This window comes from Pseudoalteromonas sp. ECSMB14103, from assembly GCF_000813065.1.
GTDB lineage: Bacteria > Pseudomonadota > Gammaproteobacteria > Enterobacterales > Alteromonadaceae > Pseudoalteromonas > Pseudoalteromonas marina.
On the sequence record NZ_JWGY01000008.1, the window covers coordinates 96458 to 119003 of the forward strand.

The window sequence follows — 22546 nt, forward strand, 5'->3', positions numbered from 1 at the left end:
TTAAATTAAGAGTACACTATGTTAGCGTTATTTAAATCAGCGCCTTTGTTAGAGCAACAAGAGCAGCAATGGCTTATTGATACTTTTATTTGGGCTGTAGAAAATTTTGATGCTGAGTTTTTTACTAAACATACGCAAATAATATTGCCTACAGGGCAATATTTTCCTGATTCGGTATCAAGTATTGAGCAAATGGCCACCAGCGTATTTAAGCGAGTAACTACGTATGCGGGAATGAGTGCATGGCCAATTCAATTAGTTGCGCCTCAGCAATTACAGCCACAAGTGTTTCCTCGTTTTGAGTTTAGTAGTGTAATACGTGGTGAGCGCTGTGAGTTAATTGTGCCGCCGAGCCATGCTATTAATATTTCATTTAACCCTAATCAAATAAATCAACCCCAAGATTTAGTTGCCAGTTTTGCCGGAACACTGGCTACTATTATGATTCATCATGTGGGTGTATTGCCTCCAGGGGGGAAGGACTTTTTACCCCAAGCTGCTGATGCGCTTGCCTGTTTCTTAGGTTTTGGTGTCATGATGAGCAATACGGTGTATCAGTTTAAAGGCGGGTGCGGCTCATGTTACAACCCGTACGCTAACCGTGAAGCACAATTGAGCGAAACACATACGGTATTTATGCATGCTTTGGTTTGCTACTTCAAAAAAGACAACGTATCTAAAAAACATTTAAAGCCCCATTTACGAAGCCAATTCAAAAAAGCGCAAAAAGAAATTAAAGCGCTGGTGAGTGAGTCGGCAAACCCGTTATTACTGGCGTATGCACCTAACTAGCAGGGATAAGTTTGGACTATTTAGATGAATTTTTATTAATTGTTATTGCTCACTTCTTTGCAGTAGCGAGCCCAGGCCCTGACTTTGCTGTTGTGCTAAAGCAAAGTGTGCAACAAGGTAGGCGAAACGCATTGTGGACAAGTGCAGGTGTTGGCGGTGCTATTTTGTTGCACATAGCTTATTGTGTAATGGGTGTGGCGCTTATTTTGTCTCAATCGCCTAGTTTGTTTATGGCACTTAAATATGTAGCAGGCGCTTATTTGGCTTATCTTGGAATACAAGCACTAAGAGCGGCTAAGCCGGGCGCATCATCAACCAATGATATTGATAACCAAACAGCTCCAGAGGAGTCTATTTGGGTTGCTTTTAGACGCGGTTTTTTCACTAACGCACTGAACCCAAAAGCCACGCTCTTTTTTATGTCGTTATTTACCTTAGTAATAAGTCAAACAACGCCAGTGAGTGTACAAATTGGTTATGGTATTTATATGGCGCTTGCAACATGGGCGTGGTTTTCTGCGCTTTCGTTGGTACTTTCTAAAGCCTGCGTGCGTGATTTTTTTCAGCAACGCGGCTACTGGTTTGACCGAGGTATTGGCGTTATTTTAATTGCGTTGGCTGTACGTGTTGTTATTTAACTTGTTCAATTTATGTAATACAAGCAGGAGTAAACATGCCTTTATATAATTTTTCGTTTGGATCTAACATGTCGTCTAATCGTTTGTTGGCACGTTTGCCAAACGCAAAGCGTGTGGGCACAGCAATCCTTAAAGGGTATGAGCTAACCTTTGATATGCTTTTTTCTGATGGTTCGGGTAAATGCAGTATTCAAAAAACTGATAAAGCAGATGCCTTAGTATACGGTGTGGTCTATGAGGTTAACACTGACGAAAAACTCACTTTAGATGCGATAGAAGGCCCAGGTTACGATTGTGTAGATATAACGGTTGAGCTGTTAAATGGGCAAACAATTGATACCCATTGTTATATTGCAAATACACACGACGAGGACGTTTTACCCTACGATTGGTACGTTAAACATGTTCATCGCGGAGCACTTGAAGCGGGCGTACCAAAGGCTTACAGTGATGCAATACTTAATCGCCCACAAAAGAGCGATCCTAATAAAGAACGCGCAGCAATTGAATTTGCAGTGCATCAATAATAAAAGGACTAACATGAAACTGACTAATTTAGCGGCTTTTACACTACTGGCCAGTGCTACTTTTAATACTTGGGCACAGGTTGATACCAACAAAATAGAAGAGGTCATTAAAACCTCTATGGCGCGCTTTGATGTGCCAGGTATGGCCGTTGCTATTGTTGAAAATGATGAGGTTGTACTCGCTAAAGGGTTTGGCATCGCAAACCTAAATACAAAGGCTGAAGTAAATAAAGATACGTTATTTGGTATTGCATCAAATACAAAGGCATTTACCAGCGCCGCGTTAGCTAAATTAGTCGATGAGGGGAAATTACGCTGGGATGACCGCGTAATCGACCATTTACCTGAATTTAGATTATACGACTCATATGTAACCCGGGAAATGCGAGTGCGCGATTTACTAAGCCACCGTAGTGGTTTAGGCCTTGGGCAAGGCGACTTAATGATTTGGCCAAGCACAGATAAATCAGTTTCTGATATTTTATCAGGCTTAAAATACTTAAAACCAGCCAGCAGTTTTCGTAGTAAATACGCTTATAACAACCTGATGTTTGTAACAGCAGGTGAAGTTGTAGCGCGTGTATCTGGCATAAGCTGGAACGATTACGTTGAAAAACATATTTTACAGCCGCTAAAAATGACTAACTCACGCGCAGGTTTTTCGCGTATCCCAAAAAGTAATAAAAACTGGGCAATAGGGCATATTCCAATGGAGGGAAGCTTACACCCATTTTTTGTTAATTACCTTGAAGACTTTAGAGGTGCAGGTGCTATTGCATCGAGTGTAGAGGATATGAGCCAATGGCTACGCACTCAATTGACTGGCGGCAAAATGCCTAATGGCGATCAATTGTTTAGTGAAAAACAACAAGCGCAAATGTGGCATCCGCACATTACCTCTATGGCATCTAAAAGTGCCTTTGAGGCATACCATCAACAATTTAGAGGTTATGGTTTAGGTTGGAGCATAGAGGATTACCAAGGCTTTAAAAAGCTAGGTCATGGTGGCGGTATTTTAGGGATGGTGTCGCAAGTTACGTTACTACCAGAAAAAAAAATCGGTATTGTTATTTTGTCTAATCAGCAAGCATTTAGTGCTTTAAGTGCAGTTACCCACGAAGTACTTGAAGATGTGCTCAACCTAGAGGATAAAGATTGGGTTGAAGATTTAGCCAAAAAGCATTTTGAAGGTAAGCAAAAAGCATACGCAAATGCGACACCACCAACCCCTGCGGATTATCAGCCACAGCTACCTAGTATAAATTATACTGGTACACTAAACGATGATTGGTATGGCGACGTTATTATTGAAGAGCTTGATGGTAAATTACGAATTGATTTTACGCACACAAAACGCTTAAAAGGCACACTTGAGCACTATACAGGCAACACGTTTATTGTTAAGTGGGACGAAAAGCTGCTCGAAGCCGATGCGTTTATTAGTTTTGAAATGAGTACAGCTAACCGTGTTAATAGCGCCAACATGCGTGCAGTTTCAACAGCCGTGACCGACTTTAGTTTTGACTTTAGAAATTTAAATTTAAAAACTAAATGATTAACGCTCAAGTTATATAGCTATACACCAAAGTCGCAAAGCCACCATCGGGTGGCTTTGTTATATTAAGTTTTCACTTATTTGGTTTTTGGAGTTTTTATGCGTACTGCAGTTATCTCACATCCACATTGCCGTAAGCATAAAATGATAGACGACCACCCTGAGTGCCCAGAACGTTTAGATGCGATAACTGACCGCTTGCTTGCCAGTGGCGTAGACGTGGGGTTAAAGCATTTACAAGCGCCTAAAGCTCATCGAGAACATTATTTACTAGCGCATGATGAGGCGCTTGTTAATATGGTTGAGCGATTAATCCCTCAAGAGGGCTTAAATAATCTCGATGGCGATACATGGCTTTGCCCTGACTCATTTAAAGCAATTGAGCGCGCGGTGGGGGCCGGGGTTTTAGCGGTAGATGAAATACTTGATGATAAACTCGACGCGGCATTTTGCTCTGTGCGTCCGCCAGGACATCATGCCAATAAGCACTCGTCATCAGGGTTTTGCGTATTTAATAACATAGCGATTGCTGTTAAGTATGCACAAAGCAAAGGCATCAAACGTATTGCGATTGCCGATTTTGATGTACACCATGGTAACGGCACCCAAGACATTTTTATTGATGATCAAAGGGTGCTGCTTTGCTCGTTATTTCAATACCCGTTTTACCCAAACACAGCGGTTAAAAATAATAACCATATTGTTAATTCGCCTTTACCTATTGCAAGCAATGGGGACGATTTAAAAGAGGTATTCAATAGCCAATGGTTACCAAAATTAAAGGATTTTAAGCCTGAACTGTTATTTATAAGTGCAGGTTTTGACGCACATGTAGAAGATGACATGGCAAGCCTGAATTTTGTGGAAGACGATTACATTTGGCTCACTGAGCAGCTATGCAAAGTAACAAAAGAAAGTGGCTGTAAGGGAATTATATCGTATTTGGAAGGGGGCTATGCGCTATCAGCATTGGGTAGAAGTGCAGTAGCGCATATTAAAGTGCTTAGCGAGCAATAGTTATTAAAAGTATGTTTAAAGCCCGAGTAAATCAAATGCCTGTGAAGTACTTAGCGTTTTAATTTTACCTAGGCAACAATGCCCTTCATTTAATAGGTAAGCAGTAACAAGGTGTGCTAGCTGCTCTTCGGTTAAGGCTAAGCAAGGTTGAGCTTGTAGGTTAAGGTATTGACCTTGTTTATTAAGCACTCTCACATTACTTAGTTCACTTAAGGCAACACCGTGTAAGCACTCATTTTGCTCTTGCTGGTTTCGCGCTACTTCAAGCTCATTATAAATAACCATTAACTGTGGAAAGCTGTTTAACATGGTTAGCCTACAGTTACTTCGTATGAAGTAAATTTACGTATATTAATAACGCCGTTATCAAATATTAAATATTGGCCTTTAATACCTTGTAAAATACCGCTTACAACGGGGTTTTTATCAAAGTTAAATGAGCTGATTTTGGTTGGGTATTCGGTGACTGGAAAGTTTAAATCAACCACGTCTTCATCAAGTTGTTCTATGGCTGTTGCGCCAAATAGCTCACTAAGCTCGTTTAGTTTATCGCTAATTTGTGGAATAAGCTCAGCGGCGGCAGCTTTTAAGTCTATAGCTTCGTTTTGACCTTTTAACATGTTGCGCCAATTAGTTTTATCGGCAATAAACTCTGCTAATGCAACCTCTACCAATCCCGACTGCAAACGTGTTTGTACTTTAAAAATAGGTAAAGCTTGAGTGGCGCCTTGGTCAATCCAACGTGTAGGTATTTGTGTATGGCGGGTAATACCTACTTTTAATCCCGAGGTGTTAGCTAAGTAAACGTAATGTGGGATCATACAATTAGCTTCGCCCCACTGTGGCTCTCGACATGTACCTTGATCGTAGTGGCAGGTTTCTGGTTTCATAATACACATGTCGCAGCTAGCGAGCTTACGCATACAAACAAAACAATGGCCTTGAGAATAACTTTTTTTGGTTTTTTTACCGCAGTTAGAACACAAAATAGTGCCGCTAAATGTAAGCGTTAGTTCTTTACCTATAAAAGCATTTAAATTAACTAGCTCATCGCCAACGGGAAGGTGATATTGAACGGGTTCTGTTAAGCTCGATTTTAATTTACGCAGTGTGCCTTGCATCTTCACATAGCCCCTAAAGATGTTTAAAAAGGAGAGTCTAACATTTTTAAACTGTATTGGCTTTTTAAGAAATTAACATACTCAGGATAAGGCAACGCTTTAGCATATAAATAACCTTGTGCGCGGTCTGCATTCATTTGTTTTAATAGCTGGTGGATTTCTTGAGTTTCAACACCTTCTACAGTAATTGACAAGTTAAGCTGGTGCGCCATATCTATTGATGTTTGAACTATGACTTGGTGAGCGGGGTTATTAACGAGGTCAAAAATAAATGATTTATCTATTTTAAGCTCGCTAAAGTGGTAGTTAACAAGGTAGCTCAATGATGCGTAACCTGTGCCAAAGTCATCGAGTACAACTTTTATTCCTAATGCTGATAATTCATCAACTAATTTAATGAGCACGTCTTGGCTTTCTACAAAGGCAGATTCAGTTAATTCAAACTTAAGTAAGTGAGCGGGTGCTTGATGTTTGATTAGTATATTTTCTATTTTTTCAGCTAAGTTATTAATGGCTAAGTTTTTAGCGCTTAAGTTAACGCTAATTGTGTGCTCTTTATGGCCGCTGTTAATTAGCTCTACAAGATCTTTACAAGCTTGTTCAATAACCCACAAGGTCAGCTCATTAATTATTCCGGTATGCTCTGCCAAAATTACAAGCTCTTCAATCGAAATGTTTTTATAGGTGGGATCAGGCCAGCGTAGTAGCGCTTCAGCGCCTATTACTTGATTATTAACTAAACTTATTTGCGGTTGATAATACAGCGCAAGCTGGTTTGTTTTAATTGCTTTTTGCAAATGAGCCGCCAAACCAACATCCATTATTAAACTGTTATTAATTGCAGACGACGCAACGCGATCTGCACGTCCTTTTGCATCTTTTAAGGCTAAGTAACCGCGCTTTAACCAATATTCAAAATCATTACTTTGGTTTGCACTACTAATGCCAATTGTGTAGTTGAGTTGCAGACTCAAACCTTTAATTTCATATTGCTTGGGGAGGTTACTAATGACTTTTGTGAGTAGTGTTTTGAGTGTGTCTTGGTTTTGGTTTTTGGTTGAGATACAAGCAAATACACCACTGTTTAAATCAGCCAGACGAGGACTGTTATTTAAATCGGTTTCAAGGTTTGCAAACTCTCTTTCGTGCATTAATTCATTCTCTAGTCGCTCAGCAATGTGCTTTATGAGGGTGTAACCTTGAGTCGATGTAATGATGGTATTAAGCGAATTAAAATGACATATTTTTATTAGGCACAAGGTGGTAGAACGGTTTTGGCTTTGCAGGGACATAAATGCTTGTTTGAGCTTAGAGCTATTAAGCAACTTAGTTTGTTGAGTGTGAGTTGCATGGTAAAGCGCGCGCTCTCGTTGATAGCGTACACGATCAGCCAACGCCATGGCCATTAAAACAATTTCACATAAAATCGCCACCAAAAAGGCGTGACGCGAAGTGAAACTGTAATCAATCACGCCGGTGAGCTCCAGTGGTTGTATTACAGCACCTAAAATAAGGGGAACCCACGAAAAAACGTAAAATTTGGCCCATCTAAAACCACTAAGCAGTTTTTTATAAATTAATATAGTGCATGCAACATATAGCAGCGCTAATACGCAGAAAAAAAGTGGCGCAGCGATGTTTTCAGGAATAAAAAAGCTAGCTATACCCATAACAAACATAAGAGAAAGCAGCGCTTTGCTCATTGTGTATCGCCAGCACTTATCTTTATGGTAGCGCAAAAACATAGTACAAAAGGCGAGAGTAAAAAACGAAACCGCGTAATTACTCACAATGACTTTGTGATGAAAAAATAGTTGCCATTCTAAAGGCCAAAGGTAAAACCCAAACCCAAGCACTATACCCATTAGTATCAGTGCGCTAATTATGTAACCAATATAAACAAGGTAAACCCGGTCTTTTATACCAAAATAGAGTACTAGGTTGTAAAGTGCAGCCATGAGTAATACGCCAGCAAATATTCCCCAAATACCAGTTTGAGAACGCATTAAATCTACAAATTCTTTATCGCGGTATAAATTGATAGGTGTTTTGCTAATGCCCACGGTGTCTATTTTAATAACAAGGCGCTGGGTTGATTTTTGCTCCATCAAAAAGTTGATGTGTGGCACGCTGTACTGAAACAAAGTCAGTTTTTTTTCTCTATCACCCAACTTATAAGTTTTTAATATATGGTTGTTTTTATCTAAACGATAAACTGTGAGGTGATCGGCCATTGGGTTATCAAAGTGAGCAACTACTTTTTGACTTTCTTGGCTTTTGTTTTCTAAATCAAGAAACAACCAATAATTTTGCTGAGTAAAACTCCAAGGAATTTCAGAAAAAGGAGCATGGGTAAGTAAATTAGGTTGCTTGATAATTGCATCGAATGTTTGGTTTTTGGTTTCATCAATGTAGTAGGCGTGATTGAGATACATTGGTGATGTTTTATCAATTGTGTAACGAGTAGGCACTACTAGGTTTGAAGCCAATGTATTGATAATAAAAAATATAAATATCAAAATGGCAACAGCAAGTGAATGATAACGTAAAGTTCTAAGTTCCAATGTATGCTTACTTTTTAAAAACTTTTAATTAGTGTAGCACTAAAAAAGCGCAGGCGAACTGCGCTTTTTTAGTTAAATTAATTGGTCATACCAATCAATTTTTATTAGCTTACTGCTCGCGAGCAATAGCACGATAAGCAATATCAGTTCGATACTCCATACCATCCCAGCTAATTTGTTTAACCAGCTCATAGGCTCGTTGTTGTGCTTCTGTTACGCTATTACCCAATGCCGTTGCGCACAAAACACGGCCGCCGGCAGTAACAACATCATCTCCGCTTTGTTTAGTGCCCGCATGAAATACTTTTTCATCAGCAGGGTAGTTAACCTTAAGGCCTGAAATAGCATCGCCTTTAGGGTAGTCACCCGGGTAGCCTTTAGCTGCAAGTACAACGCCTACCGCTGCGCGTGGGTCAAACTCGATGGTGGTTTTATCTAGTTCTTCACGGTTAGCCGCTTCAATCAGTTCAACTAAATCTGATTGTAAACGTAGCATCATAGGTTGTGTTTCAGGGTCGCCAAAACGACAGTTATACTCGATAACTTTAGGTGTACCTGAGCTATCTATCATTAAACCTGCATACAAGAAGCCAGTGTACGGGTGGCCTTCGCTTGCCATGCCTTCTACTGTCGGTGTGATCACTTCATCCATGATGCGTTGATGGATTTCGTTTGTCACCACTGGCGCAGGAGAGTATGCACCCATACCTCCAGTATTTGGGCCGGCATCGCCATTATAAGCACGTTTATGATCTTGGCTTGTTGCAAACGGAAGGACGTTTTTACCATCTACCATTACAATGAAAGAAGCTTCTTCGCCATCTAAAAACTCTTCAATAACAACACGGCTACCAGCATCACCAAAGGCATTACCGGCAAGCATATCGCGAATAGCGTCTTCAGCTTCCTGATGTGTCATTGCAACAATAACGCCTTTACCTGCGGCTAAACCATCGGCTTTAATTACAATTGGCGCACCTTTTTCTTTTAAATAAGCAAGGGCCGGGTCAATTTGCTCAAATGTTTGGTAATCGGCGGTTGGTATATCATGGCGAGCTAAAAAGTCTTTCGTAAACGACTTAGAGCCTTCAAGCTGGGCTGCACCCGCTGTTGGGCCAAATATAGCCATATCATGTTCACGAAATTTATCCACAACACCTAATACGAGCGGTACTTCAGGGCCTACAATGGTGAGCTCTACATTATTTTGCTGAGCAAATTTTAATAGGCCATCTAAATCTTCAACGTTAATTGCAACATTTTCGAGTTTAGGCTCAAGTGCAGTACCTGCGTTACCTGGAGCAACAAACACGGTATTTACTTTACTGTTTTGAGCGGCCTTAAACGCAAGTGCGTGTTCGCGGCCGCCACTGCCAATGACTAATACATTCATGGCGTACTATTCCTATTTAAAGCGGTTTTTTAAATTTAAGCGTCATACGGTCGCTTTCACCAATAGCTTTATATTTTTCAGCGTCTTGTTCGCCAAGTCTTAAGCTAGGTGGTAGCGTCCACACCCCTTTAGGGTGATCGGCTGTATCTTTTGGATTAGCATTAATTTCACTAGTTGCTGCTAGCTCAAATCCTGCTTGCTTTGCAAGGTCAACCACGTAGCTCTGTTTCATATAACCTGATGTTTTTTGATCCTCATCAGCACGGTTTTCAGCTAAACGATGCTCAACCACACCCAATGTACCACCTGGTTTTAGTGCTTTATAAAACGCTTTAAATGCGCTCAATGCACCGTCTGTATCTTTACCCATATACCAGTTATGCACATTGCGGAAGGTAAGTACCATATCGGCAGATTCTGCAGGCGCAATATCTAGGTGGGTTAAAGGGGCAAACTCTGTAATTTTAACATTACTAAAGCGTTCGTCTTCAGCTACTTTTTGTTTAAACGCAGCTAATGAACGTTGATAGTAATCAACCGATGAGTCGCTAGGGAAATGAGCTGCATAGTATAAGCCTTGCTCTTTCAATGCTGGCGCTAAAATTTCACTGTACCAACCACCACCTGGCGCAATTTCTACAACGGTCATTGACGGTTTAAAGCCAAAAAATGCCAATGTTTGCTCAGGGTGGCGATATTCATCACGAGCACTATTTTTAGCGCTTCGCTCGCTTGCTTTTATTGCGTGGCTTAGGCTTGATTCATGGTTATGGCTCAATGCCATTGTTGAAGTAAGTGCTAGGCTAGCAACAAGTAGAGACTTTAGTGCAAATTTCATCGTTTGTTCCTTCACATTAAAATTAGGAGTTAGAATAATCAGAATACGTGAATTGCTTGCAAACAAAAAGGGTTAAACGTTGAGCTTAACCCTTTTTGTGATTAGTGGCGGAAGTGACGCATGCCAGTAAACACCATAGCCATGCCCGCTTCATCCGCGGCCGCGATAACTTCTTCATCGCGCATTGAACCACCCGGTTGAATAACCGCTGTTATACCAGCCTCTGCAGCAGCATCTATGCCATCGCGGAATGGGAAAAACGCATCCGATGCCATAACAGAACCCGGTACTTCTAGGTTTTCATCAGCAGCTTTAATACCCGCTATTTTAGCAGAGTAAACGCGGCTCATTTGGCCTGCGCCTACACCTATAGTCATACCGTCGCGGGCATACACAATCGCGTTTGATTTAACAAACTTAGCGACTTTCCAGCAAAACAGTAAATCTTTAAGTTCCTGCTCAGAAGGCTGACGCTTAGAGACGACTTTTAAGTCGCCTTGAGTAACCATACCTAGGTCGCGATCTTGTACTAAAACGCCGCCGTTTACACGTTTAATATCATGGCCCGTTGCTTTGCCACTCCATTGTCCGCACGCTAATAAACGTACGTTCTTTTTAGCTTCAACAATTTTTGCAGCTTCACTTGAAATGCTCGGGGCAATAATCACTTCAACAAATTGACGGTCAACAATGGCTTGTGCTGTTGCAGCGTCAAGCTCGCGGTTAAAGGCAATAATGCCGCCAAATGCTGATGTTGGGTCTGTTTTAAATGCACGCTCGTAAGCACTAAGAATATCTTCACCAATTGAAACACCACACGGGTTTGCGTGTTTAACAATAACACACGCAGGTACATCAAATTCTTTAACGCACTCAAGGGCTGCATCGGTATCTGCAATGTTATTAAACGACAGTGCTTTACCTTGTAACTGAGTAGCAGTTGCAACTGATGCTTCACTTACATCGTTTTCAACGTAAAAAGCAGCATCTTGATGTGAGTTTTCACCGTAACGCATATCTTGCTTTTTAGTGAATTGCATGTTGATAGTACGTGGGAACTTAGTGTCTTCAACGGCTTCTTCAGTGTAATCAGGAACCATTTTGCCAAAGTAATTAGCAATCATGCCATCGTATTGAGCTGTGTGCTCATACGCGGCAATAGCTAAATCAAAACGTGTTTTATACGTAGTTGAACCATTGTTATTTTGCATTTCGCTAATAACGCGATCGTAATCGCTTGCGTTTACAACAATCGTTACGTCTTTGTGATTTTTAGCAGCTGCGCGAACCATTGTCGGGCCGCCAATATCAATATTTTCAATGGCATCTTCAAGGCTGCAGTTTTCTTGAGCGACAGTATTCGCAAAGGGGTATAAGTTAACTACAACAATATCGATAGCAGAGATGTTGTTATCTGCCATTACATCTTCATCTTGTCCGCGACGGGCTAAAATACCGCCGTGAATTTTAGGGTGAAGGGTTTTTACGCGGCCATCCATGATTTCAGGGTGACCGGTGTGATCTGAAACTTCAGTCACTTTTATGCCGTTATCAGCAAGGAGTTTACATGTACCGCCAGTTGATAAAATATCTACACCTTGCGCTTCTAGTGCGCGGGCAAATTCAACAATACCGGTTTTATCAGACACACTTAATAGTGCGCGACGAATGGGACGATGAGTATCCATTGTAGTTTGATTTCCTCAGTTAATGAGCTAGCTTAGAAGCGGGCATTTTAACTGATTACAACTTAAAAAACGACTTATAAAGCGCCAATAAGCGTGAGCATTTTGCAACATCTCTACTAAATTGTACGCATAAAAAAAGCACCCTAAGGTGCTTTTTTAATAATTAACTGTGATTTATCACAGCCTGAATCTTAGTTCATGCCGTATTTTTTTAGCTTTTTACGTAAAGTACCACGGTTGATACCTAGTAAAATAGCTGCACGAGTTTGGTTACCACGTGTGTATGTCATTACTTCTTCAAGTAATGGCGCTTCTAGCTCTGAAAGAACAAGGTCGTAAACGTCTTGCACATCTTGACCGTTAAGCTGTTTTAAGTAGTGGTGAACAGCTTTTTTTACTGCATCACGCAATGGCTGCGGTTTCTCGTGTGACTGAACATGAGGGTTTGTGATAAATGGAGAAGTCACGTTTTGTTCGAACATTATAAAGTCTCTTTCTTTCTTAGTTAGCTGCTAGTGTTTTAAAGTATTGCTCTAATGCGACGACCTGTGCTTCTGAGTTGTCGAGCGCATTAAATACTCGCCTAAACTGACCATCACTGTCATGGGTTTGCAAATACCAAGATACATGTTTGCGAGCAATTCTCGCGCCCATTGGCTCACCGTAAAACGCATGGAGGTTTGTTAAATGCTCCATTAAAATACTGCGCACCTCTGCAATAGCAGGTGGCTGCATGTGTTCACCAGTTCGCAAATAGTGGTCTATTTCCCTAAATATCCAAGGGCGACCTTGGGCGGCTCGACCAATCATAATGGCATCTGCACCCGTATAGTCTAAAACCTGTTTTGCTTTTTCTGGCGAGGTAATATCACCATTTGCAACAACAGGAATTGACACTGAACGTTTTATATCCCTAATAGTGGCGTACTCTGCTTCACCTTTATACATACATGCGCGTGTACGCCCATGTACAGCCAGTGATGCAATGCCATAACGTTCAGCTATTCTCGCAATCTCTACACCATTACGGTTATCCGGATCCCATCCTGTACGGATTTTAAGTGTTACAGGTATATCAACAGCATTAACCACTGCATCAATAATCTCTTCCACGAGTTCAGGAAACTGTAATAAAGCAGAGCCTGCGAGTTTCTTGTTCACTTTTTTTGCTGGGCACCCCATATTGATATCTATGATTTGTGCACCGTTAGCAACATTGAATTGTGCGGCCTGCGCCATAAGCTCAGGATCAGCTCCTGCAATCTGCACCGCGCGTATACCCGACTCACCGCTGTGATCCATACGATTCATCGACTTTTCAGTTTTCCAAACCTTTGGGTTTGACGATAACATTTCAGACACAGCAAGCCCGGCGCCTAAGCGACGGCAGAGTTGTCTAAATGGTCTGTCTGTAATGCCGGCCATAGGCGCAACAATTACATTATTCTCAAGTTGGTATTTACCGATACGCACTGTATTCAATAGGCCTCTTTTCAAGGGGCGCTAAGTTTACGGCTTTTTTGACAAAAATCAAAGGCTATAAATTGAACAAAAGTGACTTTTTTTTGCACTTTTCGTATTGACATTTGATAACCGTATGACGAAAGGGTTTATTTGTGTGAAATTTGAACGAATGGTGTTTTTATAATAAATAATGTTTATTTTTTATTTTGTAAAAAAATAGTAAAGCCTGTTAAATACAGGCTTTACATGCGACTTTTGAGTTAATACTCTAAAATTTATAATGTATATGGTTGGCTGTTTTTTGTACCGCTAACACGAGTCCAATCACCTTCAATGGCAATATTATCTAGCTCAATAAAAGGGGCGTAAATATCAGCTACTGACTGGGCTTGCTCTTCTAATATGCCCGACATGGCAATTTTGCCACCTGGCTTTAACAATCCTAAAATCACACTGTGAAGCTCTCGTAGTGGTTGCGCTAAAATATTTGCCACAACAATATCGGCTGTAAACTCAGGTTGATTTTCTGGCAGGTACACTTCAAGTTTGTCAGCAACGCCATTACGGTTAGCGTTATCTAAGCTTGCTTCGAGTGCTTGCGGGTCAATATCTATCCCTATCATGCGCTCAGCACCCAATTTAATAGCAGCGATACCTAAAATGCCCGAGCCACAGCCAAAATCCACGACGGTTTTACCGGTAAGGTCTTGGCTTTCTAGCCATTTTAAACACAGAGCTGTTGTTGCGTGTGTGCCTGTGCCAAACGCAAGGCCAGGGTCAAGTAAAACGTTAACAGCATCAGGATCAGGAATATCTCGCCAGCTAGGGCAAATCCATAGCTTTTCACCAAACTGAATAGGGTGGAAGTTATCCATCCATTCACGTTCCCAGTCTTTATCTTCAAGCTGTTCAATTTTGTAAACGAGTGATTCATTGATTTCGTCGTGGCGCTTTAATAGTGCGATCACTTCGTTCATATCGTGATTAGCTTCAAATAAACCAATTACAGTGGTGTCAGCCCAAAATTCAACAGTGCCAATTTTTGGCTCGTAAATAGGGGTGTCTTTAGCATCTATAAAGGTAACAGACGCACTGCCTGCTTCCATTAATAGGTCACTTACTGCATCTGCGGTTGCAGCATTGGCATTGATACGGATTTGGATCCAAGCCATCTTTATTTCCTTGAAATAGAAAAAAGGCCGCTACAGCGGCCTTTTTAGTTTATACAAAGCGCTAAATTACTTAGCGTCTAAAAAGCTTTTTAGTAAATCTGAGCGAGAAGGGTGGCGTAATTTACGCAGTGCTTTCGCTTCTATTTGACGAATACGCTCACGTGTTACATCAAATTGCTTACCTACTTCTTCTAAGGTGTGGTCGGTATTCATATCGATACCAAAGCGCATACGAAGTACTTTTGCTTCACGCGCTGTTAAGCCGGCTAGTACATCGTTAGTTGCACCACGAAGCGACTCCATTGTTGCCGAATCGATTGGCGAATCAATGGTGGTATCTTCAATAAAGTCACCTAAGTGCGAATCTTCATCATCACCGATTGGTGTTTCCATCGAAATTGGCTCTTTAGCAATTTTAAGTACCTTACGGATTTTATCCTCAGGCATCATCATGCGTTCTGCTAATTCTTCAGGATTTGGCTCACGACCCATTTCTTGTAACATTTGACGAGAGATACGGTTAAGTTTATTAATCGTTTCGATCATATGTACCGGGATACGGATAGTTCTTGCTTGGTCGGCAATAGAGCGAGTGATAGCTTGACGTATCCACCACGTAGCATAAGTAGAGAACTTATAACCACGACGGTATTCAAACTTATCTACCGCTTTCATCAAGCCAATATTACCTTCTTGGATTAAATCCAAGAACTGTAAACCACGGTTTGTGTATTTTTTAGCAATTGAGATTACAAGACGTAAATTAGCTTCAACCATTTCTTTTTTCGCACGGCGCGCTTTTGCTTCACCAATACTCATACGACGGTTAATGTCTTTAATACGCTCTATGCTTAAACCAGTTGTTTGCTCAATAATAGATAGCTTATTGATACAACGAATTATTTCAGGTTTAACTTCTTCAAGTTTAGCTGAGTATTTTTCGTTGTTTGAAATTTCTAAATCAACCCACGAAGGATCTGTTTCGTTATTAGCAAAGTGCTTAACGAATGCTTTTTTAGGTAGCTTAGCAATTTGTACAGCTTGTTTCATGATTAGACGTTCTTGAACACGAACACGATCCATCATTTCGCGCATGTTGTTAACCATGCGATCAAACTGTTTAGGAATTAGCTTGAAAGTTCTGAAAAGCTCACCAATTTCAAAAATGGCGGCTTGTGAATCAGGATGCGAACGACCTTTAGCTTCAAACGTATCACGTGCTTTATTGTATAAATCACGTAAGTTTTCAAAATGAATGCGAGCTTCTTCAGGATCTGGGCCTGTATCTACTTCTTCTTCATCTTCATCATCGTCACTTTTGTCATCGTCTTCATCATCGTCATCAAGTTGTTTTTCACTTAATTCTGAACCGATATTAGTTGCTGAAATTGGCGCTTCGTCTTCGTTTGGATCAATGAAACCTACGATGATATCGCTTAAACGCATTTCTTCTGCTTCAAACTTATCCCACTGCTCTAGTAGGTAAGTGATTGCTTCAGGGTATTCAGCAACTGAAATTTGTACTTGGTTGATCCCTTCTTCAATACGCTTAGCGATAACAATTTCGCCTTCACGTGTAAGAAGTTCAACAGTGCCCATTTCGCGCATGTACATGCGAACTGGATCGGTAGTGCGGCCAATTTCTTTTTCTACCGTAGCAAGTGCAGCAGCGGCAGCTTCAGCTGCGTCTTCGTCTGTCGTTGTTTCTTGCATCATTAGTTCATCGGCATCAGGCGCGTTTTCGCTAACCTTAATACCCATGTCATTAATCATGCTTATGATATCTTCTACTTGATCTGAGTCAATTATGTCTTGTGGAAGGTGATCATTTACTTCTGCAAAAGTTAAGTAGCCTTGCTCTTTACCTTTTTGAATCAGAAGTTTTAATTGTGACTGAGGAGTTGGATCCATAGAGATTGTTTCTTCCACTCTGATAAGTTGATACAACAGGCGCCATCACTTGGTTTACATTAATGCCAACCAGAACAATGTGACGCAGTGAATAGCACAGTATAACATCCAAAACTAGATCTGACTAGCTGTTAGTCGCTTTTAACGCTGTCATTAGTAAATGACATTCTAGTCTTTCGTCGCTATTTAAACCTTGTGTCTTGTCTTTTATTAATAAGGTCTCTAGTCGATAATTTAAACACTGATCTTCAATAAATTTAAAAGTATTTTTAAAAACAGTCTCTAAACGCTCTTCATTTATTTCATGTTGCCAAGTAGCGAGCTTAATAAGAGGCTCATAATCGTCAGTATCTCTAAAAAATTCGAGTATCTGAGCCGTAGTGATAGTCTCTTTTTCAAGTGCTTGTTGCTGCAAGCGAAGCAATAAACCAATACCTGCAATGTTCATTTGTGCAAGTTCTGGCAAATAAGGAACACTTTTAGCTAGGTTTGGATGCTGAATTAAAATACCAATAGCCTGTCGCATTGGGGTTATTTTAAATTTTCGCTCAATAGAATGCTGTTGCTTTGGTGTTTTTAATCGATTATTAAGTTGTTCACGCGTGCGCCCAATTAGTCTACCTAATTGCTCTAAAATATTTTCTTGGTAAAATTCACTCGGAATTTTTTCAATGAGCGGTAGGGCTGCACTGAGTAATTTTGCTTTACCCGAATCGAGTGTTAAATCAATTTCTTGGCTTAATTTGTTAAACATGACTTTAGTAAAGTCATCGGCTTCACTTAAACGCTGTTCGAATGCTTCTTTACCTTCTTTTTGCACTAATGAATCGGGATCTTCTCCATCAGGCAAAAATACAAAGTTCAATGCTTTACCGTCATTTAAGTAGGGGAGCGCATTTTCAAGTGCCCGCCAAGCTGCATCGCGTCCAGCTCGGTCGCCATCGTAACAACAAATGACCTTATCGGTCGTTCTAAATAACGTATGCATGTGTTCGCTTGTTGTGGCGGTTCCCAGTGCTGCAACAGCGTATTCAATCTCTTTTTCTGCAAGTGCAACAACATCCATGTAGCCTTCAACAATAAGAATGTGCTCTAACTTTTTGTGTGCTTGTTTAGCTTCATAAAGGCCATAAAGCTCAAACCCTTTATGAAAAATTCGAGTCTCTGGAGAGTTTAAATATTTAGGCCCTTGATCAGCTTGCATAACGCGACCGCCAAAGGCGACAACTCTGCCGCGTTTATCACGAATAGGAAACATTAAGCGGTCGCGAAAAAAGTCGAACTGCCTGCCTGGTGTTTTTTCTGAGGCGAGCTTTAATTCGACGAGTTGCTCTTTTTGTTCTTTATTACGGCCAAGTTGTAAACATAAGCCATCCCATTCACTAGGGGCGTAGCCAACCATAAACTTTTTAACGGTTTCTCCGCTCAGTCCTCGACCTTTAACATAGTCAATGACTGCGGCCGAGTTAGCGTGGTGCTTTAGTTGGTGCTGATAAAAGCGAGCTGTATGAAGCATCAAATCGTAATCTGAACGCTTTTGCGCAGCGGTACGTTCTGGCGCAGAGCTACCGCCTTGTTCGCGGGGCACGTCCAAGTTGAGCATGCTGGCAAGCTCTTCAATGGCATCAACAAACTCTAGTTTGTCGTATTCCATAACAAATGATATTGCGTTGCCATTCGCCCCACAGCCAAAGCAATGATAAAACTGTTTATCTTGCGATACCGTAAACGAGGGAGACTTTTCGTTATGAAAAGGGCAACATGCTTGATAGTCTTTACCGGCTTTTTTAAGCCCAACTTTAGAGTCTATCAGGTCGACAATATCGGTTCTGGCAAGTAAATCATCTATAAAACTTCGTGGGATCTTTCCAGCCATTAGTAAAATACAGTCCTGAAATATTAAGAAGAATAACGAAAGTGAAACTTAAAATTTATACTAGTTAGGTGAAACTTAAAATTTATACTAGTTAGGTATAAATAATTGGACCTTAACTTATCAAAATGACGGCTAAATAAATAGAGTCAGTATGAATAATTTCATTTTTGAATATAGGCATAACGTTTACTTTTTAGTGACGTAAAAACAAAGAAACCGAGCACTAGGCTCGGTTTACTTCAATTATACTTTACGTATAGGGAGTGTTAGGCGGTTAATCTTTGCTTTATTAAACCAGAGATCTTACCCATATCGGCGCGACCTTCAGCTTTGCTTTTGATTATACCCATCACTTTACCCATGTCTTGCATACCTGCTGCGTTAGTATCAGCAATAGCCGCGTCAATGAGAGCAATTATTTCTTCGTCACTCAATTGTTGAGGTAAGAAGGTTTCAAGTGCTGCTATTTCATTGGCTTCAATTTCAGCTAAATCATCACGCCCAGCATCTTTGTACTGAGTGTAAGAGTCGCGACGTTGTTTAACAAGCTTCACTATAACGGAGGTAATACCTGCGTCGTCTAGTGTTATTTGCTCGTCAATCTCACGTTGCTTGATTGCAGCAAGTACCATGCGAATAGGGTTAAGACGTTGTTTGTCTTTAGCTCTCATCGCATCTTTTTGCGCATCTTTTAGCGTTATTAAAAGGCTCATTTATACAAGACCTAATGTATTAGTATAATTTAACGCGACGAGCGTTATCACGAGAAAGTTTTTTCATGTGACGCTTAACTGCTGCAGCTTTCTTACGCTTACGCTCAGCTGTTGGCTTTTCATAGTGCTCGCGACGACGAACTTCTGAAAGGATACCTGCTTTTTCACATGAACGCTTGAAGCGACGAAGTGCTACGTCAAACGGTTCGTTCTCTCTTACTTTAATTACTGGCATTAAAAATTCACCTACCTAAATTATGAGCGTTGCTCAAGTTGATCAAACATTGATCAAGTGGTTCAAAAATGGTGCGGTATTGTAATCCGAAGCAACACCACATGTAAAGGATAATATTAACAGAAACGCATAGTGTAAAACAGTATTAATTTAGCTGGCGTTGGTAGAGTCTACAAAATACTTGGCCTGCTTTTTTTTCTTTAATTAACAGCCAGTTACTAGGTGGTTTGAACGTATTTAGATCGCTCTCTACTTCGAGGTAAATTAGTGCTTCTTCGCTAAGCCAATTATTTATTTCTAATAAGTTACAGCTAGTTTGAGCTAAATTTTTGCGAAAAGGCGGGTCAACAAAAACAAGATCAAAAGGCGTATTACTATTTTTTTGTTCTAAAAATGAAAGAGAGTTAGTGTGCCTTACGTGTGCATTTTGTAATTTTAGTGTTGCTATGTTTTGCGCTAGTTGCTTTGCTGCACTTGGGTCAAGCTCTATAAAAAGAGCAGTACTTGCAAAACGCGAAAGAGCTTCGAACCCCAACCCACCAGAACCTGCAAAACAATCTAGAACGTTAGCATCACGCGTGTCTTGCATTAACCAGTTAAATACTGTCTCTTTAATTCGGTCTGTAGTAGGACGTAAACCTTGTACGTCTTTTACTGGAAGCTTTCGGCCGCGAAATTGCCCACTTATCACTCTAATAAAGCCATCAGTAGATTTGGTAATTGCTTTATTTTTAGTTGTTTTATTTCTCATTTAGCTCACTAAAAAATGGTATCTGGGATCTAGCTCAGATAATATTGTAGTAGATTACGTATAGCTTCATTTTTCAACCGCATTAAAAGTGTTACTATTGAACACTTATGTTTTGAATGGTTGTTTGGCTGGCAAAGTGTGTTGGCTCTTCCAAGCTATTTTCAAATTTTAGTTTATCAGATTTTTATAAGTGGTTATTAGCAAGTATGGCAAAAAAAAGTAAATTAATGTCTTGGCTCGGCTTTGGTAAGTCAGATAAAAAACAAGCCGAACAAAAAGCAGAGGCTGATAAACAACAAGCTTTAGCAGAGCAAGAAGCTAAACGCTTAGAAGAAGAACGCGTTGCCGCTGAAAAAGCTGAGCAAGAAAGCGCTGCTGCAGAGCAAGCGGAAAAGTTAGCAATAGAACGAGCAAATGCTGAGCTGTTAGCAAAAGAACATGCGGAAGCCGAGCAGCAGAGAGTGGAGCTGCAAAATCGCCTTGCAGAGCAAGCAGAAGCGCAGCGTTTAGAACAAGAACGTATTGCAGCACAGCAAGCAGAGGCGCAGCGTTTAGAACAAGAACATATTGCAGCACAGCAAGCAGAATCGCAGCGCATAGAGCAAGAACGTATTGCAGCACAGCAAGCAGAAGCGCAGCGCATAGAACAAGAACGTGCTGCAGCAGAGCAAGCAGAAGCACAGCGTTTAGAGCAAGAACGCATTGCAGCAGAGCAAGCAGAAGCACAGCGCATAGAGCAAGAACGCATTGCAGCAGAGCAAGCAGAAGCACAGCGCATAGAGCAAGAACGCATTGCAGCAGAGCAAGCAGAAGCACAGCGCATAGAGCAAGAACGCATTGCAGCAGAGCAAGCAGAAGCACAGCGCATAGAGCAAGAACGCATTGCAGCAGAGCAAGCAGAAGCACAGCGCATAGAGCAAGAACGCATTGCAGCAGAGCAAGCAGAAGCACAGCGCATAGAGCAAGAACGCATTGCAGCAGAGCAAGCAGAAGCACAGCGCATAGAGCAAGAACGCATTGCAGCAGAGCAAGCAGAAGCACAGCGCATAGAGCAAGAACGCATTGCAGCAGAGCAAGCAGAAGCACAGCGCATAGAGCAAGAACGCATTGCAGCAGAGCAAGCAGAAGCACAGCGCATAGAGCAAGAACGCATTGCAGCAGAGCAAGCAGAAGCACAGCGCATAGAGCAAGAACGCATTGCAGCAGAGCAAGCAGAAGCACAGCGCATAGAGCAAGAACGCATTGCAACAGAGCAAGCCGAAGTGCAGCGCTTAGAACAAGAACGTGTTGCAGCAGAGCAAGCTAAGAAAGAAGAAAAGCCTAAGAAAGAAGGTTTTTTTTCACGTCTTAAAAAAGGATTACTAAAAACCCGCGTTAATATTGGCGCAGGATTTTCGTCTATTTTTAGTGGTAAAAAAATAGATGATGACCTTTTTGAAGAGCTTGAAACTCAATTATTGACGGCTGATTTAGGCGTAGATACCACCATGAAGTTAATCGATAGACTAACGGACGGTGCAAATAGAAAGCAGCTTAAGGATGGTGATGCTTTATATGAGCTAATGAAGCAAGAAATGGCAGCGATGCTAAAGACTGCTGAACAGCCATTAACAATACCAGCAGAAAAAAAACCGTTTGTGATTTTAATGGTAGGCGTAAATGGGGTTGGTAAAACAACTACGATTGGTAAGCTCGCTAAGCAATTTCAAAATGAAGGTAAGTCGGTCATGCTTGCTGCGGGTGACACTTTTAGAGCTGCTGCGGTTGAACAACTTCAAGTATGGGGTGAGCGCAATAGTATTCCAGTTATAGCACAGCATACCGGAGCCGATAGTGCATCGGTGGTATTTGATGCTTTTCAGGCCGCAAAAGCGCGTAATGTCGATGTGTTAATTGCTGATACAGCGGGTCGTCTGCAAAATAAAGATAATTTGATGCAAGAGCTTGAGAAAATAGCTCGTGTAATGAAAAAAATAGATCCTGATGCACCGCACGAGGTGATGCTAACAATAGATGCAGGTACAGGGCAAAATGCGATTAGCCAAGTAAACTTGTTTAACCAATGTGTAGGTTTAACGGGTATTACTTTGTCAAAACTTGATGGTACAGCAAAAGGTGGGGTTATTTTTGCTGTAGCTGATAAGTTTAACATTCCAATTCGTTATATTGGTGTTGGTGAAGGTATTGATGATTTGCGTTCGTTTAAAAGCGATGACTTTATTGATGCATTATTTAGCCAAGATGAGGACGACGCTTAATTTACCAAGAAGGGAGCTTGCTCCCTTTTTAAT

General features: G+C 41.0%; 20 protein-coding genes. 6 read left to right on the forward strand and 14 right to left on the reverse strand.

The window, feature by feature from the left end:
- Nucleotides 1-18 precede the first annotated feature (18 nt).
- The 5 genes from RF53_RS13525 to RF53_RS13545 all read left to right on the forward strand — a co-directional run bounded on the left by RF53_RS13525 (nt 19) and on the right by RF53_RS13545 (nt 4529).
- Nucleotides 19-792 carry a hypothetical protein gene (locus tag RF53_RS13525; RefSeq protein ID WP_039037989.1) on the forward strand — a complete coding sequence of 258 codons (774 nt, stop codon included), beginning with the start codon at nt 19-21 and terminating at the stop codon, nt 790-792.
- 11 nt (nt 793-803) lie between these two features.
- Nucleotides 804-1430 carry a LysE family translocator gene (locus RF53_RS13530; RefSeq protein WP_008128734.1) on the forward strand — a complete coding sequence of 209 codons (627 nt, stop codon included), beginning with the start codon at nt 804-806 and terminating at the stop codon, nt 1428-1430.
- Between the two features lie 35 nt (nt 1431-1465).
- The gene (locus RF53_RS13535; protein ID WP_008128736.1) at nt 1466-1957 is read left to right on the forward strand and encodes a gamma-glutamylcyclotransferase family protein; all 492 of its coding nucleotides are present in this window, start codon (nt 1466-1468) and stop codon (nt 1955-1957) included.
- Nucleotides 1958-1970: 13 nt separating this feature from the next.
- Nucleotides 1971-3512: a serine hydrolase gene (locus RF53_RS13540; RefSeq protein ID WP_039037990.1), complete on the forward strand. Its 1542-nt coding sequence runs from the start codon at nt 1971-1973 to the stop codon at nt 3510-3512.
- 99 nt (nt 3513-3611) lie between these two features.
- Nucleotides 3612-4529 (forward strand): histone deacetylase family protein, encoded by a 918-nt coding sequence (locus tag RF53_RS13545; RefSeq protein WP_039037991.1) that lies wholly within the window; start codon nt 3612-3614, stop codon nt 4527-4529.
- Nucleotides 4530-4544: 15 nt separating this feature from the next.
- On the opposite strand, the gene RF53_RS13550 is transcribed toward RF53_RS13545, so the two are convergent.
- The 14 genes from RF53_RS13550 to rsmD all read right to left on the reverse strand — a co-directional run bounded on the left by RF53_RS13550 (nt 4545) and on the right by rsmD (nt 20255).
- Nucleotides 4545-4838, reverse strand: a complete 294-nt coding sequence (locus RF53_RS13550) for a DUF4144 family protein (protein WP_039037992.1) — start codon at nt 4836-4838, stop codon at nt 4545-4547.
- A gap of 2 nt (nt 4839-4840) precedes the next feature.
- Nucleotides 4841-5650: a DUF2797 domain-containing protein gene (locus RF53_RS13555; protein ID WP_006791167.1), complete on the reverse strand. Its 810-nt coding sequence runs from the start codon at nt 5648-5650 to the stop codon at nt 4841-4843.
- A gap of 23 nt (nt 5651-5673) precedes the next feature.
- A complete protein-coding gene (locus RF53_RS13560; protein ID WP_006791166.1) occupies nt 5674-8214 on the reverse strand; it encodes an EAL domain-containing protein in 2541 nt (846 codons plus the stop codon).
- Between the two features lie 109 nt (nt 8215-8323).
- Nucleotides 8324-9607, reverse strand: a complete 1284-nt coding sequence (gene purD, locus RF53_RS13565) for a phosphoribosylamine--glycine ligase (RefSeq protein ID WP_039037993.1) — start codon at nt 9605-9607, stop codon at nt 8324-8326.
- 16 nt (nt 9608-9623) lie between these two features.
- On the reverse strand, nt 9624-10445 hold the full coding sequence (locus RF53_RS13570; RefSeq protein ID WP_039037994.1) for a class I SAM-dependent methyltransferase: 822 nt from the start codon (nt 10443-10445) through the stop codon (nt 9624-9626).
- 101 nt (nt 10446-10546) lie between these two features.
- Nucleotides 10547-12133 (reverse strand): bifunctional phosphoribosylaminoimidazolecarboxamide formyltransferase/IMP cyclohydrolase, encoded by a 1587-nt coding sequence (gene purH, locus RF53_RS13575; RefSeq protein ID WP_039037995.1) that lies wholly within the window; start codon nt 12131-12133, stop codon nt 10547-10549.
- Between the two features lie 191 nt (nt 12134-12324).
- A complete protein-coding gene (gene fis / locus RF53_RS13580) occupies nt 12325-12615 on the reverse strand; it encodes a DNA-binding transcriptional regulator Fis (protein WP_002957804.1) in 291 nt (96 codons plus the stop codon).
- Between the two features lie 19 nt (nt 12616-12634).
- The gene (gene dusB, locus RF53_RS13585; protein ID WP_010556644.1) at nt 12635-13606 is read right to left on the reverse strand and encodes a tRNA dihydrouridine synthase DusB; all 972 of its coding nucleotides are present in this window, start codon (nt 13604-13606) and stop codon (nt 12635-12637) included.
- A 266-nt stretch (nt 13607-13872) separates the two neighbouring features.
- Nucleotides 13873-14769, reverse strand: coding sequence for a 50S ribosomal protein L11 methyltransferase (gene prmA / locus RF53_RS13590; protein ID WP_039037996.1), 897 nt, complete (start codon nt 14767-14769; stop codon nt 13873-13875).
- 66 nt (nt 14770-14835) lie between these two features.
- The gene (rpoD, locus tag RF53_RS13595; protein ID WP_006794813.1) at nt 14836-16680 is read right to left on the reverse strand and encodes an RNA polymerase sigma factor RpoD; all 1845 of its coding nucleotides are present in this window, start codon (nt 16678-16680) and stop codon (nt 14836-14838) included.
- 124 nt (nt 16681-16804) lie between these two features.
- The gene (dnaG, locus tag RF53_RS13600; RefSeq protein WP_008128763.1) at nt 16805-18556 is read right to left on the reverse strand and encodes a DNA primase; all 1752 of its coding nucleotides are present in this window, start codon (nt 18554-18556) and stop codon (nt 16805-16807) included.
- 266 nt (nt 18557-18822) lie between these two features.
- The gene (locus RF53_RS13605) at nt 18823-19269 is read right to left on the reverse strand and encodes a GatB/YqeY domain-containing protein (RefSeq protein ID WP_008128764.1); all 447 of its coding nucleotides are present in this window, start codon (nt 19267-19269) and stop codon (nt 18823-18825) included.
- A 19-nt stretch (nt 19270-19288) separates the two neighbouring features.
- Complete coding sequence (gene rpsU / locus RF53_RS13610) at nt 19289-19504, reverse strand: 30S ribosomal protein S21 (protein WP_002957797.1); 216 nt, start codon at nt 19502-19504, stop codon at nt 19289-19291.
- A gap of 145 nt (nt 19505-19649) precedes the next feature.
- Entirely contained in the window at nt 19650-20255 is a 606-nt protein-coding gene (gene rsmD / locus RF53_RS13615) for a 16S rRNA (guanine(966)-N(2))-methyltransferase RsmD (RefSeq protein WP_039037997.1), read from the reverse strand.
- Nucleotides 20256-20371: 116 nt separating this feature from the next.
- On the opposite strand from rsmD, the gene ftsY reads away from it, so the two are divergent.
- On the forward strand, nt 20372-22513 hold the full coding sequence (gene ftsY / locus RF53_RS19275; RefSeq protein ID WP_442960101.1) for a signal recognition particle-docking protein FtsY: 2142 nt from the start codon (nt 20372-20374) through the stop codon (nt 22511-22513).
- The last annotated feature ends 33 nt before the right edge of the window (nt 22514-22546 follow it).

What these genes read in the sequence shown, in the direction of transcription:
- RF53_RS13525 (WP_039037989.1), top strand. Translation starts at nt 19, where the DNA reads ATGTTAGCGTTATTTAAATCAGCGCCTTTGTTAGAGCAACAAGAGCAG.
- RF53_RS13535 (WP_008128736.1), top strand. Translation starts at nt 1,466, where the DNA reads ATGCCTTTATATAATTTTTCGTTTGGATCTAACATGTCGTCTAATCGT.
- RF53_RS13540 (WP_039037990.1), top strand. Translation starts at nt 1,971, where the DNA reads ATGAAACTGACTAATTTAGCGGCTTTTACACTACTGGCCAGTGCTACT.
- RF53_RS13545 (WP_039037991.1), top strand. Translation starts at nt 3,612, where the DNA reads ATGCGTACTGCAGTTATCTCACATCCACATTGCCGTAAGCATAAAATG.
- RF53_RS13550 (WP_039037992.1), bottom strand. Translation starts at nt 4,838, where the DNA reads ATGTTAAACAGCTTTCCACAGTTAATGGTTATTTATAATGAGCTTGAA.
- RF53_RS13555 (WP_006791167.1), bottom strand. Translation starts at nt 5,650, where the DNA reads ATGCAAGGCACACTGCGTAAATTAAAATCGAGCTTAACAGAACCCGTT.
- purD (WP_039037993.1), bottom strand. Translation starts at nt 9,607, where the DNA reads ATGAATGTATTAGTCATTGGCAGTGGCGGCCGCGAACACGCACTTGCG.
- RF53_RS13570 (WP_039037994.1), bottom strand. Translation starts at nt 10,445, where the DNA reads ATGAAATTTGCACTAAAGTCTCTACTTGTTGCTAGCCTAGCACTTACT.
- purH (WP_039037995.1), bottom strand. Translation starts at nt 12,133, where the DNA reads ATGGATACTCATCGTCCCATTCGTCGCGCACTATTAAGTGTGTCTGAT.
- fis (WP_002957804.1), bottom strand. Translation starts at nt 12,615, where the DNA reads ATGTTCGAACAAAACGTGACTTCTCCATTTATCACAAACCCTCATGTT.
- prmA (WP_039037996.1), bottom strand. Translation starts at nt 14,769, where the DNA reads ATGGCTTGGATCCAAATCCGTATCAATGCCAATGCTGCAACCGCAGAT.
- rpoD (WP_006794813.1), bottom strand. Translation starts at nt 16,680, where the DNA reads ATGGATCCAACTCCTCAGTCACAATTAAAACTTCTGATTCAAAAAGGT.
- dnaG (WP_008128763.1), bottom strand. Translation starts at nt 18,556, where the DNA reads ATGGCTGGAAAGATCCCACGAAGTTTTATAGATGATTTACTTGCCAGA.
- RF53_RS13605 (WP_008128764.1), bottom strand. Translation starts at nt 19,269, where the DNA reads ATGAGCCTTTTAATAACGCTAAAAGATGCGCAAAAAGATGCGATGAGA.
- rpsU (WP_002957797.1), bottom strand. Translation starts at nt 19,504, where the DNA reads ATGCCAGTAATTAAAGTAAGAGAGAACGAACCGTTTGACGTAGCACTT.
- rsmD (WP_039037997.1), bottom strand. Translation starts at nt 20,255, where the DNA reads ATGAGAAATAAAACAACTAAAAATAAAGCAATTACCAAATCTACTGAT.
- ftsY (WP_442960101.1), top strand. Translation starts at nt 20,372, where the DNA reads ATGGTTGTTTGGCTGGCAAAGTGTGTTGGCTCTTCCAAGCTATTTTCA.